We start from the raw sequence: 14,943 nt of genomic DNA, 5'->3' as shown, positions 1-14,943 counted from the left end.
GCTCATGAGAAGACCGAAAATCGTCAGCGTAGTAGGCGCGAGGCCGCAATTCATAAAGGCTTCGCCGGTAAGCAGGCAGCTCAGGAAGGTGTCTGAAGAGCTACTCGTCCATACCGGTCAGCACTACGACGTCGACATGTCGGACGTCTTTTTCGACGAGCTCGGCATCCCTGCGCCCGACTTCACGCTCGGAGTAAGCTCGAAGGGTCACGCCCGGCAGACGGGCGAGATGATGGAAAAACTCGAAGAAATTCTCCTCGCGGAGAAGCCCGACTTTGTCCTCGTGTACGGTGACACGAATTCAACGCTGGCCGGCGCACTCACGGCCTCCAAGCTCAATCTGCCCGTGGCACACGTTGAGGCGGGCCTAAGAAGTTTCGACATGAAGATGCCCGAGGAGGTCAACAGGGTGATTGCGGACAGGCTCTCCAGGATTCTGTTTGTTCCCACGGAGACGGCAGTACGCAACTTGGCGCACGAAGGTATTAGTGAGGGTGTTCATCTGGTCGGAGACGTGATGGTCGATGCTCTCAAGGAGCACATCGACGTGGCGGCCTCGCGATCGAGGGTGCTTCAGGACCTCGGGCTTGAGCCCGGAGAATATATCGTTGCGACGGTGCATCGTGCAGCCAACACCGACGTTTTCGAGAATCTCTCCAGAATAGTCGAGATTTTGATGGCTGCCCCCAGGAAGGTAGTCTTTCCCGTCCATCCCCGTACAAGGGAGGCACTTAGGAGAGCCGATCTGGAGAAGAAGCTGGCAGAATCACGTAACGTCTTGAGCGTTTCTCCCCTCGGATACCTGGACATGCTCTTCCTTCAGAAGAACGCCGATGCCGTCTTGACAGACTCAGGCGGTATGCAGAAAGAGGCATATTTGCTTGGTGTGCGGTGTATAACCTTGAGAGAGGAAACAGAGTGGGTCGAGACGGTTGAGGACGGATGGAACAAGCTCGTTGGCAGCGACGTGGGGGACGCGCTGGAAGCCCTCAGGGGTTTTATGCCCGCTTCGCGCCGCAGCGACCGGTTTGGAAAGGGCGACGCCTCTGTCAAGATAGCTTCGATCCTTGGACGTCACTTCGAGACCACGAGCCGCTGAATGCCCTCTTGCAGAAAGGGATAAAGCTTCTTGACAAGAAGCCGGCCTTGTCATATCTTGGTGCAGTCGTTAAGCTTGGCCAGTTGTGGCCAAGCCTGACGAGCGTTGTGGGCCTCGGGGCGGGCTTCACCGCGCTCTTTTCTCCAAGAACTACGGAGGTAGGCTTTCTATGAAAGTTCTGGTCACTGGCGGTGCAGGATTCATCGGTTCGCACCTTGTTGAAGCCCTGCTTTGCAGGGGTGACGAAGTCTGGGTGATAGACGACCTATCCACAGGACGAAAGGAAAACATCACCCACCTCGAGGAAAACCGCCGCTTTCACTGGTGCTACGGGAGCGTCCTCGACAAGGAGCTTGTCAGAGAGACAATCACGCATTGCGACATGGTCTTCCATCTGGCCGCCGCTGTAGGCGTGAAATACGTGGTGAAGCATCCCTTGAAGTCGCTCGTGACCAACATCAGGGGTAGCGAAGTGGTGCTGGAAGAGGCCTGTGCAGGCCGGAAGAAGGTGATTCTCTTCTCCAGCTCGGAGGTGTACGGGAAGGGGAACTCGGTTCCTTTCAGAGAGTCTGATGACCGCGTCCTGGGTCCGACTGCAATTTCGAGATGGAGCTACGCCACGGGTAAGGCCGTGGACGAGTTTCTTGCCCTCGCGTACTGGCGTGAGAAAAGCTTGCCTACGGTAATTGTAAGGTGCTTCAACACCTGTGGTCCCAGGCAGACTGGAGACTACGGTATGGTGGTGCCGCGGTTCGTCCTTCAGGCCCTTCAGGGCGAGCCGATATCGGTGTACGGCGACGGCCAGCAGTCGAGATGTTTTTCCTACGTTGGCGACGTCGTGCGAGGAGTGCTTCTTCTTAGCGAGCATCAGGATGCGGTTGGAGAGGTGTTCAACATCGGCTCCGATCAAGAAATCACGATTGAGAATCTCGCGCTGAAGATAAAGGAAATCACAGGTAGCTCTTCTCCCATCGTCTATGTTCCCTACGAAGAAGCTTACGACCCTGGCTTTGATGACATGAGAAGGAGAGTCCCGGATCTTTCCAAGATAGGGGCGCTCGTCGGCTATAGGCCCAGTGTCTCACTTGACGAGCTCCTTGTCCTTACCATCAATCATACTTGCCAGCGGCTTGACGTTGCGCCGCCGCAGGGACTTTCTTCCGTGAACATCCCTCACGTCTTTGCTCTTACGACGGCCGAAGACGCTTGACACATCAGTTGTCCGTCCACGCCTTGCTAAGAGTTCCGACGTTGGTGTCTCGTACAGGTTAGCCGGCGATGTTCTATCTGGTAGCCTTGCCTCTGGGACTTGTTCTCTCGCTTCTTTTGACTCCCCTCGCTATTGCCGTTGCGGTCAGATGCTCGTTTTTTGACATGCCGGACGGCAAGAGGTACCACCGTTCGGCAGTCCCTCTCCTCGGCGGTGTCGCGTTCACAGCTTCCGTCACCGCAGCGTGGCTACTGACTCGTCTGGTGGTAGGCCCTCTGATCGAGACCGCGGAAGTCATCCTCATCATCGGTCTTCTGTCGTCCTTTTCACTGGGAATGTACGACGACAAGAACGGGATGAAGGCTCGATGGAAGCTCTTGGGTCAGTTTGTCTGTGGATCGCTTCTCGTTACTGCTTGTTACGCCGGCGGTTGGACGGACGCCGGATTGCTCTTTCCCTTTCTCGTGGTGTGGGTGGTCGCGATAATGAACGCGATGAACTTCCTCGACAACATGGATGGCATCGCGAGTGGCGTGACCGGGCTTGCTTCTCTGGCGTTCGTTCTTCTCCTTGCCCTTAACAAGCAGTGGGTGGGAGTAATCATCGCGGGAGCGACGTGCGGAGCTTCCCTGGGGTTTCTCAAGTTCAATTTTGCTCCTGCCAAGATTTTTCTTGGCGACGCAGGAAGCCTGCCGATGGGCTACCTGCTCAGCGCGCTCTCCATCATGGCTGCAGGGAGCGCCGACTTGCAGGCGATGGTCGCCCCATTGATCGTCCTGGGATACCCGGTTTTCGATATGTCCTTCGTCACCGTTGTCAGAATCAAGGAACACCGCAAGTTCTATCAAGGAGGCAAGGATCATTCGTCACACAGGCTGGCCTCATTACTTCTTTCTCCTCGCAAGACCTCCCTCGTGATTTACGCGCTTTGCCTGACATTGGGCGGGATCGCACTCCTCGTCGACGGCTTCGGGAGTCCGGCTCTTTCCTTTTCCGTACTGGCGGCAGTCTTCGCGTGCTTTATCCTTCTCGGCCTGCGTCTCGAAAAGGTGGCGAGCAACACGCCTCCTCTAGAGTCGGCGACACGGTGACCACCCTCGCAGAGAGCCCGCCCCTCAAAGTGACCGTCCTCGCTCGAGCGTGAGCGCCCACTCCAACGAAGGTGGCTTGCCAGTCGGGGCAATCGCATTGACTGTGCCTGTTCGTTATGTTAATTTTAGTTTTGCATTGCGCGCCTCTTCGCACTTTTTCGAGGGAAACCTGAGGATAGACAAAATGCGTCCCGTACGTTCCGTCGCGATTGGAATCGGCCCCGGCAAGTTGGACTCGATCAACGGAGAGAGAGTTCTCAAAACCCTCGAGCGTTTTGCCCCCGATTCGCGCCTCAAACTCGTCACGATTTCTTTCAAGCAAGGGCACAGGAACGAATGTAAGGAAAAGCCCGACGAGGTCGGTCCCAACGAGTTGGAGAAAGCACTCGTCGAGCGCAAGATAGACATCGCAGTTCTGAGCACTAGAGACGTGATTCGGGATCCGTCAGCCCAACTGCAGATAGCGGCTGTCACAAAGCGGCTCACGCCTTTTGACGCTCTTGTGTGTTCGAACAACCAGATATTGGATGAGCTTCCGCTCGGATCGCGAGTGGCCACCGGAAGTCTCAGGGTAAAAGCGCAGCTTCTTCATTATCGTCCTGACCTCGAGCTCGTCTGGACGGGCGTGGAGATGGAGGCCCAGATGAAGAGGATGACGTCGGGCGTTTTTGACGCCTTTGTCATCTCTGCCGCGGATGCAGAAGGCATGGGCTGGCAAGACAAGGTGACAGAGGTATTCACCACGTCGGTTTGCCTTCCCGCCGTGGGTCAGGGTTCCTTGTGCATTGAGATCAGGAGGGGCGAGCAGGGAATACTGAAACTGGTGAAGCACATGGACGATCCGATTTCGAGGGCAGAAATCAAGGCCGAGCTCTGTTTTCTCGACGCCCTGGGTGGGTCGAATTGGTTTCCTGCGGGAGCGCTGGGCAGGACAAACGGCAACGAGCTCGTCGTGGAAGCCTTTCTTGCAAGCCCCGACGGGAAGCACCTCTTCAAAGACACGGAGACCGGACGTCTGGGTCAGGAGAGAGAAATAGGCTCCAGACTGGCAGAAAGGATTCTCGAAGAAGGCGGCAGCTCTATTCTCGCGAGTCTCGGGATCTGACGAGAGTCCGCGTCGCAAAAAGGATGGAGGAGAATCTCACGGTGCTGGATAGAAAGCTCATTCGCGCGAAGCCCGATGACGTGCGTCGCGCGATACTGGACAAGGGTGACAGCGTCGACCTGGACGGCTTCCTGCGGCTTGACGAGAATCGTCGCCGGCTCCTTTCCGAGCTAGATCAACTCAAGCACAAGAAGAACGTGCTCTCCGAAGAGATCGGAAAGCTGAAGAGAGGAGGGCAGGAGGCGCTGCCCCAGCTCGATGAAGTGAAACAACTCTCTCAGAGGATGGAAGAGATGGAGGGGGAGCTGGAGGAAATGGAAGACCATCTCGACTGCATTCAGGCCACGATTCCAAACGTTCCCCATTCTTCCGTCCCCGTCGGTCACGACCCTTCTGCAAACGTGCAAGTGCGCCGCTTCGGCGAGATTCCGAAGCTTGACTTCAAGCCTTTGCCTCATTGGCAAATAGGGGAGTCGCTGGGTATATTTGATCTTGCGCGCGCTTCCAAGATAAGCGGTTCGGGCTTCATTCTGCTCAGGGGTGTGGGAGCCAAGCTCGAGAGGGCGCTCATCAGGTTCATGCTCAGCGTTCACACTGGCTCGCATGGGTTTGCGGAAGTGTGGCCTCCGATTCTTGTGAGAAGAGAGTGTCTGTTCGGGACGGGGCAACTGCCGAAGCTGAAAGAAGACATGTACCTTTGCGAGAAGGATGACGTTTTCCTCAACCCGACCGCAGAGGTACCAATTACCAACATTTACAGGGACGAGATACTCGAGGAAGATACGCTTCCCATCAAGCTGGTCGGCTACTGCCCCAGTTTCAGGAGGGAGGCCGGCTCTTACGGCAAGGAAACGAGAGGCATAGTCAGAGTCCATCAGTTTGACAAGGTCGAGATGGTCAAGTTTGTGACTCCCGAAAGCTCGTACGACGAGCTTGAGAGTCTCACCAACTGTGCCGAGAAAATTCTCCAACTTCTGGGGATCCCCTACAGGGTAATGCTCCTGTGCTCGGGCGATCTGAGCTTTGCTGCCTCGAAGTGTTACGATCTCGAAGCATGGGCGCCCGCCGAAGAAAGATGGTTGGAAGTCTCGTCTTGCAGCAATTTCGAGAGCTTCCAGGCACGCAGAATGACCATACGGTACAGGACGCGACAGGGAAAAAAGCTCGAGTACGTGCACACCCTCAACGGCTCAGGCTTGGCTCTCCCGCGAACGCTTGTGGCCATCTTGGAGAATTTTCAAACTCCGCGGGGCACAGTAAGGATACCCCCTGTCCTTGTCCCGTACATGGACGGCCTGGAAGAGATTTCCTGACAGGTTTTCGATTCATGATAGATCCGGCTGCGATGAAGATTTCTTCCCGACTTAACCTGTGGCGGTGATTTTCTTGGCAAGCACGATCGAAAAGAAGCCCGGTGGCACCCAACTGCTGAAGGCGTATCTATTCCTCGGGACGAGCCTTCTTGTCACTGTAGTCTTCCTTTATACGAGTAGAATGGTCCGCAAGCTTGAGGAACAGACGGACACGCTCTCCGAGGTCTTTGCCCATTTCTGCGCGGTGGCCACAATACCTGCCTCTGAAAACAAACAGCTCAGAGATATCTACAACGAGGTCATAAGGAGAATCAATTTCCCTGTAGTAGTCACCGACGTCCAGGGAAGGCCTTACGCGTGGGCCAGGATCGGAATATCGGTTGATACGGTGTCAGCGGAGGAAACGGCGAAGATGAATCCCGCCGATCCTCCCCCTGGTCCGCTTCGTGAGATAGTCGAGATTGTACATGAACTGGACAAGGTTAACCCGCCAATACCGATGGTGTCTCCGGCAGGGAAGGGCGTATTGGGCTACGTGCATTATGGCAAGAGCGAGATTGCCACCGAACTGAGGTGGGTTCCTCTGGTCGAGCTCGCGGCGGTGTTTCTATTCATGGGACTAGGCTACGTAGGTTTCAGAAGCGTCAAAGTGAGCGAACAGAGATTCATCTGGGTGGGAATGGCGAGGGAGACTGCTCATCAACTTGGAACTCCCATTTCTTCGCTCATGGGTTGGCTTGAAGTCATAAAGGACTTGGTGGACAAGGCAAGAGAAGCCAACGCGCCCGTGACCATAGAGAGGTCGCTCTTCAATCAATTCGTTGACGAGCTCGACGGCGACGTGGAGAGGCTTGAGAAAGTGGCCAGTCGCTTTGGGAGCATCGGCTCGATGCCGAAGCTCCAGCTCCAGGATGTGGTGCCCGTCGTGGCGGAGGCCGTGCAGTACTTGAGAACCAGACTTCCCAAGCTTGGTCGAGAGCTTCAGGTAGTCGAGAACTACGAGACCGTCCCGTTCCTCAACATTAACAGGGAACTGATGGAGTGGGCCGTGGAGAACGTGCTGAAGAATGCCGTCGACGCCACCGACACAACCGGGGGCAGGATCGAAATCACGATCAGAAGAAATCCCGACCAGGAGACGGTCGAGATCATCCTCAGTGACAACGGTAAAGGGATGACACCTTCCGAGCAACAGAGGGCGTTGTTTCCGGGCTTCAGCACCAAGAAGAGAGGATGGGGGCTTGGGCTCACGCTCGCCCGAAGGATAATCGAGGAATATCACGGCGGTAGGATTTGGATAAGATCAAGCGAGCCTGGGAAAGGCACGGTCGTGGCCATGGCTTTTCCAGTTTGAGGAGAAGGTGAGGCATTGGCGACAGAAAAAAGAAAGATCCTCTGGGTTGACGATGAGATTGACCTTCTGAGATCTCACATGCTTTTCCTGGAAGGGAGAGGTTACTCAGTCACTCCCGTTGCCAACGGTGAAGACGCCATCGAAATGGTGTCGAGGCAGAAGTTCGACGTCGTCCTTCTCGACGAGATGATGCCCGGCCTCGGCGGGCTCGAAACGTTGAAAGGCATAAAGGACATAGACCCCAGTGTGCCGATCATAATGATAACGAAGAGCGAAGAAGAACAGCTCATGAACGAGGCCATTGGGAAGAGAATCGCCCATTATCTCATAAAACCTGTGAATCCCACGCAGATTCTCACGGCGTGCAAGCAGGTTCTTGAATCGAGAAGGCTCCTGGACGACCAACTCACCAGAGAATACGTTGAAGAGTTCAATCGTCTTCAGGCCCTGCGGGCCACGGGGTTGGACTGGAGAGGTTGGGCGAAGCTTCACGTCGTCCTCTCCTCATGGGACGTGAGACTTGATGACGTGGAGGATCCCGGTCTGAAGCAGTCACAAGCAGACCTGAAGAAGGAGGCCAACGTCGAGTTCGGCCACTTCGTGGAGGCCAACTATGTGAGCTGGCTCTCGGGTTCAGACGGTCCCCCCCTTTCTCCTTCGCTCTTTTCGAGATTCATAGTTCCGCACTTGAAGCAGAAGAAGAAAGTCTATTTCATCGTGATAGACTGTATGCGACTGGACCAGTGGTTCAAGATCGAACCTCTGCTCGAGACCTACTTCAACGTCTCGAAGGAATACTATTACTCCATTCTTCCTACTGCCACACCGTATTCAAGGAATGCAATCTTCAGTGGTCTCTTTCCGCAAGAAATCGCCCAGAGGTATCCCGAGTACTGGCAAGAGAATGTTCCCGAGGAGATAAGCAGGAACAAGTTCGAACGAAGCCTGATGGAGGCCCAGCTTAACAGGCTGGGGACAAGGCTCAACCCTGGCCCGCGGTACGTCAAGGTGTACAATACTGAAGAAGCCAACGCCGTGAGGAGGCAAGTCTCCACCTATCTCTCGATTCCTTTTGCGGCGTTTGTCTTCAACTTCCTTGACATACTGGCACACGGTCGCTCTGAGTCCGAAATCCTGCAAGAGCTGGCTCCCGACGAATCGGCCTTCAGATCCTTGATGAAGTCCTGGTTCAGCCACTCGGTGCTTTTCGACATAATGAAAGCCATGGCTCAGCAGGAGGCAATCATCATACTCTCCACCGATCATGGCTCGATATTGGGAAACAGGGCCGCCCTCGTGTACGGGGACAGAGCGACTTCGACGAATCTGCGATACAAGTTCGGCAACAACCTTGTGTGCGACGAGAAACAGGCCTTGCACGTGAAAGATCCGGCGAGATTCAAGCTTCCCGCCGACGGTTTCAACAAGAACTACATTATCGCGAAAGAAGACTACTATTTTGTTTATCCTACCAAGTTCCACGAGTACGAGAGACAGTACAGGGGGAGTTTTCAACACGGCGGGATATCTCTCGAAGAAATGATATTGCCGTGCATCACGTTGGAACCCAAATAGCGCGTGGTAGGACTGCAGTTCCGCGGAGGTCGCGTTGCAGGCAGTAGTTGACAGCGGAAGCGAAGAGCAGACTCTTTCTCTGGGCAAGAAGATCGGCCGCAGCCTCGTGCGCGGTGACGTGGTCGGAATCAGGGGAGAGCTCGGAGCGGGGAAGAGCGTTATTGTCAGAGGAATATGCGAGGGACTCGGAATAGCGCAGAGGACTAGAAGCCCCTCCTTCACGTTCATGAATCGCTATCGCGGCCCCGTAGACGTCTATCACATTGACCTCTACAGAATAGAGCGCATGGGAGAGCTTGCGACGCTCGGCTGGGAGGAAGTTCTTTATTCCGATTCGATCACTCTTATAGAGTGGGCGGACAAGTTCGGTCCTCTCTTGCCGCCAGCGTCGCTTGACATCAGTATCGAGATGACCGGTGAGGAGACACGCAGAATAACGCTCAAAGCAAGCGCAGAGAGACACGAGAGAATAGTGGAAGACATACTCACGTCGGGGAATCGATGATAATCGCAATCGAGACGTCCGCCACCTTCGGTAGTGTGGCGGCGGTGGAAGAAGGAAGCCTGCGTGCCGAGGAGTGCATGTTCGTACCTCAGGGACACTGCGAGAGCGTCCTTCCGATGCTCGAAAGGATGCTCTCCCAAGCCGGCATAGAGATGTCGTCGGCAGACGCCATCGCCGTCTCGCTCGGCCCCGGCTCTTTCACCGCACTCCGCATAGGATTGAGCACTGCCAAGGCACTTTCGTTTTCCTTGGGCAAGCCGCTCGTGGGAGTGGGGACACTCGACGTCATTGCCTACAATGTTGTCGGCCTCTGCCAGTACGTTTGTCCCATCATAGACGCCAAGAGGGGAGAGGTTTTTTATTCTCTCTACCGGGACGGGATCGGCCGGCAGGAGAAGCTCGTGGAATGCCGGGCTGCTCACCCCGAGAAGGCTGCTATTGAGCTTTGTTCGCTTCTTGCGACGATGGCCGAAGGCAACGTGGCGTTTCTCGGCGATGGAGTCGGCCTTTGCCGCGAGTTTGTCGAAACGAGAATCGGAGGGCGGTCTCTTTTTCCTCCGTATCATTTAGGCATCCCGCGAGCCTCTTGCGTGGGAATGCTTGCGCTGGACTTACTGAGACAGGGTAAGATCGAAGATGTAGAAAGGGTGGAGCCAATCTATGTCAGGCGTTCGGACGCAGAACTCAGAAAGGAGCGAATATGAGACTCCCGGCCTCCTCATCAGGCCAATGCGAATCGAGGATGTCGACGAGATCGGGCTGATGGAGCGCCTGATATTTCCATCTCCCTGGTCAAGGCAGGCCTTCGTGGATGAGATCAAGGAGGGGGCGGGAACTCTATCTCTTGTTGCACGATTGGAAGGATTGCTTGCAGGGTACCTTGTCGCTTGGTTCGTGCTCGACGAAGCCCATCTGGGTAACATTGCCGTCAATCCGGAACTGAGACGAAGACAAGTAGCCACCGGGCTCATGAAGAGATTGATCGAAGAAGCCGACGCGCGCATGGTTACGAGGATGACTCTGGAAGTGAGAGTTTCCAACGTGGGCGCAATAAGGCTGTATAGGAACTTCGGCTTCAGAGCCGTATCCATGCGTCGCGGTTACTACGTTGACAATAGGGAAGACGCTTTTGTAATGTTGCGAGACAAAACTGTGCCGGTTGATGAAGTGTAACCCGGCGGGGAGATCTCAGTTGGTCGAAGATAGCGAGAAAGAACTTTCTTGGTTCGAGAGAACAAGCGAAGGGCTCAGGCCCAAGAAGAAGCGGGAGATGCCGGACGGTCTCTGGACGAAGTGTGAAAAGTGCCAGGAGTTCATCTATCACAAAGAACTGGAGAGAAACCACTGGGTGTGTCGCAAGTGTGGTTATCATTTCAGAATCTCTGGATGGGCCTACATCAACCTCTTGGGTGACGACGGTGCTTTCGAGGAGTTTTTCTCCGATATAGTATCGGGTGATCCGCTCAAGTTCCGTGATTCCAAACGCTACGTGGAAAGAATCAAACAGGCACAGGAAAAGACAGGGCTCAGGGAGGCGGTGACCACCGGTCGCGCCTCTGTGGGGGGGCATCCGACTGGATTGGCTGCCATGGATTTTTCCTTCATGGGCGGCACGCTGGCGTCGGCCGTGGGCGAGAAGATCACGCTCCTGGTCGAATACTGCCTGACATCCAAGATTCCTCTCATCATCGTTTCGACGTCTGGCGGGGCGCGCATGCAGGAAGGAATACTGTCTCTGATGCAAATGGCCAAAGTCTCCGTTGCCCTCGCCATGCTTGCCCGGAAGGGAATCCCCTTCATTTCGATCCTCACGAATCCCACGACTGCCGGCGTCTCTGCAAGCTATGCCTCACTCGGTGACGTCATCATAGCGGAGCCTGGCGCCCTGATAGGCTTCGCCGGACCGAGAGTCATCGAGCAAACCATAAACCAGGAGCTTCCCCCGGGTTTTCAGAGGTCTGAGTTTGTCCTGGAACATGGCATGATAGACATGATCGTGGAGCGAAAAGAACTCAAGTCGACAGTCGTGGGATTGCTGAATCTCTTTTGGAAGAGCACGCGCCTGTGGGAGAAAAATGAGGGGAACGGAGTATGACAGGCTGGTCGGGCGCTTTTACTCTCTCCAAAAGAGAGGAATGAAGTTTAGCCTGGACGGCACAAGGACGTTACTCAAGACAGTCGGCAGGCCGGAACGACACTTTCCCTCTGTTCTCGTGGCTGGCACAAACGGCAAGGGTTCAACGTGCTCTCTCATCGCCTCGATACTCAAAGCCGCCGGTTACAACGTCGGCCTCTACACGTCTCCCCACCTCATCGACTTCAGAGAGAGGATAAGAATCTCAGGCGAGTGCATTGCCAGGAATGAAGCCGGAGAGTTGCTGAGATTTCTTGTTCCCATCGCCGAAAAGGGCGGGCATTCCTTCTTCGAGACGATCACCGCACTTGCCTTCAAACATTTCAAGGACACAAAGGTGGAGCTTGTTGTTGCAGAAGTGGGACTCGGAGGGAGACTGGACTCCACGAACGTCCTGAGCCCGCTGGTTTCGATCATTACCGGGATTGCCGTAGAGCACAGTAGTATCCTGGGCACCACGTTGCGCGCGATCGCCGCTGAAAAGGCGGGGATAATGCGGAAAGGGCGCCCGGTCGTCACCGGTGCCCGAGGTGAGGCGCTTGAGGCGCTCGCCGAAATATCTACTTCTCTCGCCTCACCACTTTCTGTAGTGGGCAGGGACATAAGGCTCAGGTCGCGTTTTGTGTCGCGAGCGGGCACGGTCTTTTCCGCCACCGCCTCATCGGCGCGTCGCAGCCCGACACGTCGCGGCCCACAACCGGGTAATGTTCACGCCGCCGATGGTTGCGAGTACAAAACCCGCTGGACCGACCTTTACTTACGTCTGAGAGGTAAGCGCCAGATCAGGAACGCGGGCTGCGCGCTTCTCGCTTGCTCGCATCTGGAAAACCGCGGGATCACAATAGGCAAAGAGGCCATCGAGGCAGGCTTGAGAGACGCCGAGTGGCCAGGAAGGCTCGAAGAACGGGGATGGAAGCCGCTTGTTCTTCTTGACGTCGCCCACAATCCCGATGCCGGGAATGCGCTGAGTGAAGCCCTGGCCACAATCTACCGGGGTAAGAACGTGGTGGCGGTAGTGGGTATGGTTCAGGACAAGGACCACAAGACATTTCTGAAACGCCTCTTGCCCCGCGTCAGGCACGTAGTGTTCACGCAAGCCTCCACTCCCCGGGCGCTTCCTGCGTGCGAACTCAAGAGCAAGGGGCCGTCCACATTCTCCAAATGGAGCGTGAAGGACAGCGTGCCCCGGGCCCTCGATGAGGCCTTCTCTCTTGCCGGCGACGATGAGCTTGTATGTGTGACGGGCTCCTTCTATACTGTTGGCGAAGCGATGGATTGTCTGGGAATTGGCGTCAGGGAGTGCATTTAGGGAGCACGCGTACTCAAGGGAGAACGTGAGATGGCAGAAGTAGTCCTCAAAGGTGTGACGAAATCATTTGCAGGTGGAGTCGTGGCCGTTGACGACGTGAGTCTCAACGTGAGGGACAAGGAGCTCTTGGTCCTGGTCGGTCCCTCCGGTTGCGGAAAGACGACCGTCCTGCGAATTGTGGCGGGGTTGGAGCAGCCCAGCCAGGGAGAGGTCTACGTCGGCGACACGTTGGTCAACGACGTGGCCCCCAAGGACCGCGACATCGCCATGGTTTTTCAGAACTACGCTCTCTATCCTCACATGACCGTGTATGACAACATGTCTTTCGGCCTGAGACTCAGGAAGTTCGCAAAGGCAGAGATAGACCGAAGAGTCCAGGAGGCCGCAGAGATTCTCGAAATCGCCTCCCTGCTCTCGAGAAAGCCGAAAGAGCTTTCCGGCGGACAGAGGCAAAGAGTCGCCGTCGGCAGAGCCATAGTGAGGCATCCCAAGGTATTCCTTTTTGACGAGCCTCTCTCCAACCTCGACGCAAGACTTAGAGTCCAGATGCGCGCGGAAATCGTGAAACTCCATGCCAAGCTGGGCGTCACGATGATCTACGTCACGCACGACCAGACAGAGGCCATGACCATGGGGCAAAGGATAGCCGTGATGAACAAGGGAGTCGTGAGGCAGATTGACGAACCCCTCGAGGTCTACCGCAATCCGGCGGACAGGTTTGTGGCAGGTTTCATCGGCACTCCCTCGATGAACATCGTAGAGGGAACGATTGAAGAGGTCGACGGTAAGCTGTTCTTCAGGTCTCCCTACATGTCTGTCGGGCTTCCTCCCGAGTTCGGCTCCATCATGCAGGCGTGTCCACATTGCGAGATAAGCCTCGGCGCGAGGCCCGAAGACATCGTCACGGAGCGGCCCACAGACACGAAGTTTCTGGAGTTGGCTCAGGGGACCGTGGATCTTGTTGAGGTTCTCGGAAATGAGGCGGTGGTGCATGTTGGCGTGGGCAAAACCCCCATCGTTTATAAAGCAACGGGCAGAGAGATTCCGGTGCGACTTGCATCCGTGAGGCTTTTTGTGCCGGCTTCGAGGGCACACGTCTTTGATTCTAGAAGCGAAGCAAAAATCGCACTTCCTCGAGGATGAACCGTTTGTGAGAGCGTGTCGCCAGGAAGGTGATCTCTGCCTGCGCCGGAGATGCTCTGTCGTGAAGAACTAAACTGACGAGTCAGGCCAGTAGGCCACGCCTCGGGAGATTTCGCTATGTCATCTTCACGCGAGAACCCCATTGCAATCGGTGTGGATGTCGGTGGCACGTACATCAAGGTTGCTCTGGTTGCCGAGGGTCCCAGAGTCCTCGGCCGGCGCCTTCTCCCCATGAGTCCCAAAGAAGCACCCGAAGCAGTCGTAGCAAGACTCTCTGGTGCAGTGAGAGAACTTGGACGTGAAGCGCAAATAGAGCTGCCGTCAATAGGCATCGGGTGCGCGGGTCTAATCGATACACGCCTTGGAATAGTCAAGATCTCACCTAACCTCCCGGGTTGGCGAGACACACCGCTCGCGGGCCTGCTTTCTCAAGAGCTTCGCGTCAAGGTCACGCTGGACAACGACGCCAATGTCTTCAGTGTCGCCGAAGGTTTCTATGGGGCCGCGAAGGACGCAACTAACGCCGTGTTCGTGACACTGGGAACCGGAGTCGGGGGAGGACTCAAGCTCAACGGTGAAATGTACACCGGCAGTTGCGGTTTTGCCGGGGAGATCGGCCACGTCACAATTGATCCGGACGGGCCGATCTGTTCGTGTGGCAACAGAGGTTGTCTTGAGAGTTTTGCCGGAAGCGGGCAAATCGTACGCAGAGCGAGAACTTTGATACAGGAGGAGGGTAAACAGAAGGAGTGGGAGGTTATGGGTCTCGGGTCTCTGGACGATCTGACTGCAAGAGACCTTGGCGAGGCGGCGAAGGAAGGTAACGAGATCGCGGAAAGAGTGTTCGCAGAAGCCGGCGAGTACATTGGCATAGCGCTTGCGGGCGCAATAAACCTCCTCAATCCCGAGATCGTAGTAATAGGCGGCGGGGTGTCGAACGCCGGCGAGCCACTGTTCCGGGCGGTGAAGGCCACCGTGACCAGGAGAGCGATTGCGCCCTCCAGCAAGTGCGTCGAGATAGTACCTGCGCGGTTTGGTAATGACGCGGGAGTCATTGGCGCAGCCATGATGGTGTTGACGAGCGAGGAAGACTGAGTCATGCACA

At 55.8% G+C, this 14,943-nt stretch carries 14 protein-coding genes; all 14 read left to right on the top strand.

What is annotated here, in order from left to right; all coding sequences use genetic code 11:
- Positions 1-4: 4 nt before the first annotated feature.
- Entirely contained in the window at positions 5-1,099 is a 1,095-nt protein-coding gene (gene wecB / locus NTX17_09730; protein MCX5801652.1) for a UDP-N-acetylglucosamine 2-epimerase (non-hydrolyzing), read from the top strand.
- Positions 1,100-1,268: 169 nt separating this feature from the next.
- Positions 1,269-2,309, top strand: coding sequence for a GDP-mannose 4,6-dehydratase (locus NTX17_09725; GenBank protein ID MCX5801651.1), 1,041 nt, complete (start codon positions 1,269-1,271; stop codon positions 2,307-2,309).
- Positions 2,310-2,377: 68 nt separating this feature from the next.
- The gene (locus NTX17_09720; protein MCX5801650.1) at positions 2,378-3,400 is read left to right on the top strand and encodes an MraY family glycosyltransferase; all 1,023 of its coding nucleotides are present in this window, start codon (positions 2,378-2,380) and stop codon (positions 3,398-3,400) included.
- A 184-nt stretch (positions 3,401-3,584) separates the two neighbouring features.
- Positions 3,585-4,505 (top strand): hydroxymethylbilane synthase, encoded by a 921-nt coding sequence (gene hemC, locus NTX17_09715; protein MCX5801649.1) that lies wholly within the window; start codon positions 3,585-3,587, stop codon positions 4,503-4,505.
- Positions 4,506-4,546: 41 nt separating this feature from the next.
- Positions 4,547-5,818, top strand: coding sequence for a serine--tRNA ligase (serS, locus tag NTX17_09710; protein ID MCX5801648.1), 1,272 nt, complete (start codon positions 4,547-4,549; stop codon positions 5,816-5,818).
- 73 nt (positions 5,819-5,891) lie between these two features.
- A complete protein-coding gene (locus tag NTX17_09705) occupies positions 5,892-7,172 on the top strand; it encodes a HAMP domain-containing sensor histidine kinase (protein MCX5801647.1) in 1,281 nt (426 codons plus the stop codon).
- Positions 7,173-7,187: 15 nt separating this feature from the next.
- Complete coding sequence (locus NTX17_09700; protein MCX5801646.1) at positions 7,188-8,747, top strand: response regulator; 1,560 nt, start codon at positions 7,188-7,190, stop codon at positions 8,745-8,747.
- Between the two features lie 34 nt (positions 8,748-8,781).
- On the top strand, positions 8,782-9,252 hold the full coding sequence (gene tsaE, locus NTX17_09695) for a tRNA (adenosine(37)-N6)-threonylcarbamoyltransferase complex ATPase subunit type 1 TsaE (protein ID MCX5801645.1): 471 nt from the start codon (positions 8,782-8,784) through the stop codon (positions 9,250-9,252).
- A complete protein-coding gene (tsaB, locus tag NTX17_09690) occupies positions 9,249-9,956 on the top strand; it encodes a tRNA (adenosine(37)-N6)-threonylcarbamoyltransferase complex dimerization subunit type 1 TsaB (protein MCX5801644.1) in 708 nt (235 codons plus the stop codon). Before tsaE ends, tsaB begins: the two co-directional genes overlap by 4 nt.
- A complete protein-coding gene (gene rimI / locus NTX17_09685) occupies positions 9,913-10,425 on the top strand; it encodes a ribosomal protein S18-alanine N-acetyltransferase (GenBank protein ID MCX5801643.1) in 513 nt (170 codons plus the stop codon). Before tsaB ends, rimI begins: the two co-directional genes overlap by 44 nt.
- Positions 10,426-10,444: 19 nt before the next feature.
- A complete protein-coding gene (accD, locus tag NTX17_09680) occupies positions 10,445-11,347 on the top strand; it encodes an acetyl-CoA carboxylase, carboxyltransferase subunit beta (GenBank protein ID MCX5801642.1) in 903 nt (300 codons plus the stop codon).
- Positions 11,328-12,695: a bifunctional folylpolyglutamate synthase/dihydrofolate synthase gene (locus NTX17_09675; protein ID MCX5801641.1), complete on the top strand. Its 1,368-nt coding sequence runs from the start codon at positions 11,328-11,330 to the stop codon at positions 12,693-12,695. The genes accD and NTX17_09675 overlap by 20 nt, the downstream gene beginning before the upstream one ends.
- Positions 12,696-12,725: 30 nt before the next feature.
- The gene (gene ugpC, locus NTX17_09670; protein MCX5801640.1) at positions 12,726-13,838 is read left to right on the top strand and encodes a sn-glycerol-3-phosphate ABC transporter ATP-binding protein UgpC; all 1,113 of its coding nucleotides are present in this window, start codon (positions 12,726-12,728) and stop codon (positions 13,836-13,838) included.
- A 117-nt stretch (positions 13,839-13,955) separates the two neighbouring features.
- Positions 13,956-14,933 (top strand): ROK family protein, encoded by a 978-nt coding sequence (locus NTX17_09665; protein MCX5801639.1) that lies wholly within the window; start codon positions 13,956-13,958, stop codon positions 14,931-14,933.
- Positions 14,934-14,943: the final 10 nt, after the last annotated feature.

It is taken from the genome of Candidatus Eisenbacteria bacterium (assembly GCA_026388185.1).
GTDB lineage: Bacteria > Eisenbacteria > RBG-16-71-46 > JAFGJU01 > JAFGJU01 > JAPLKG01.
Note: the sequence above shows the minus strand (reverse complement) of the source record. Positions and strands in the feature narration are given on the sequence as shown.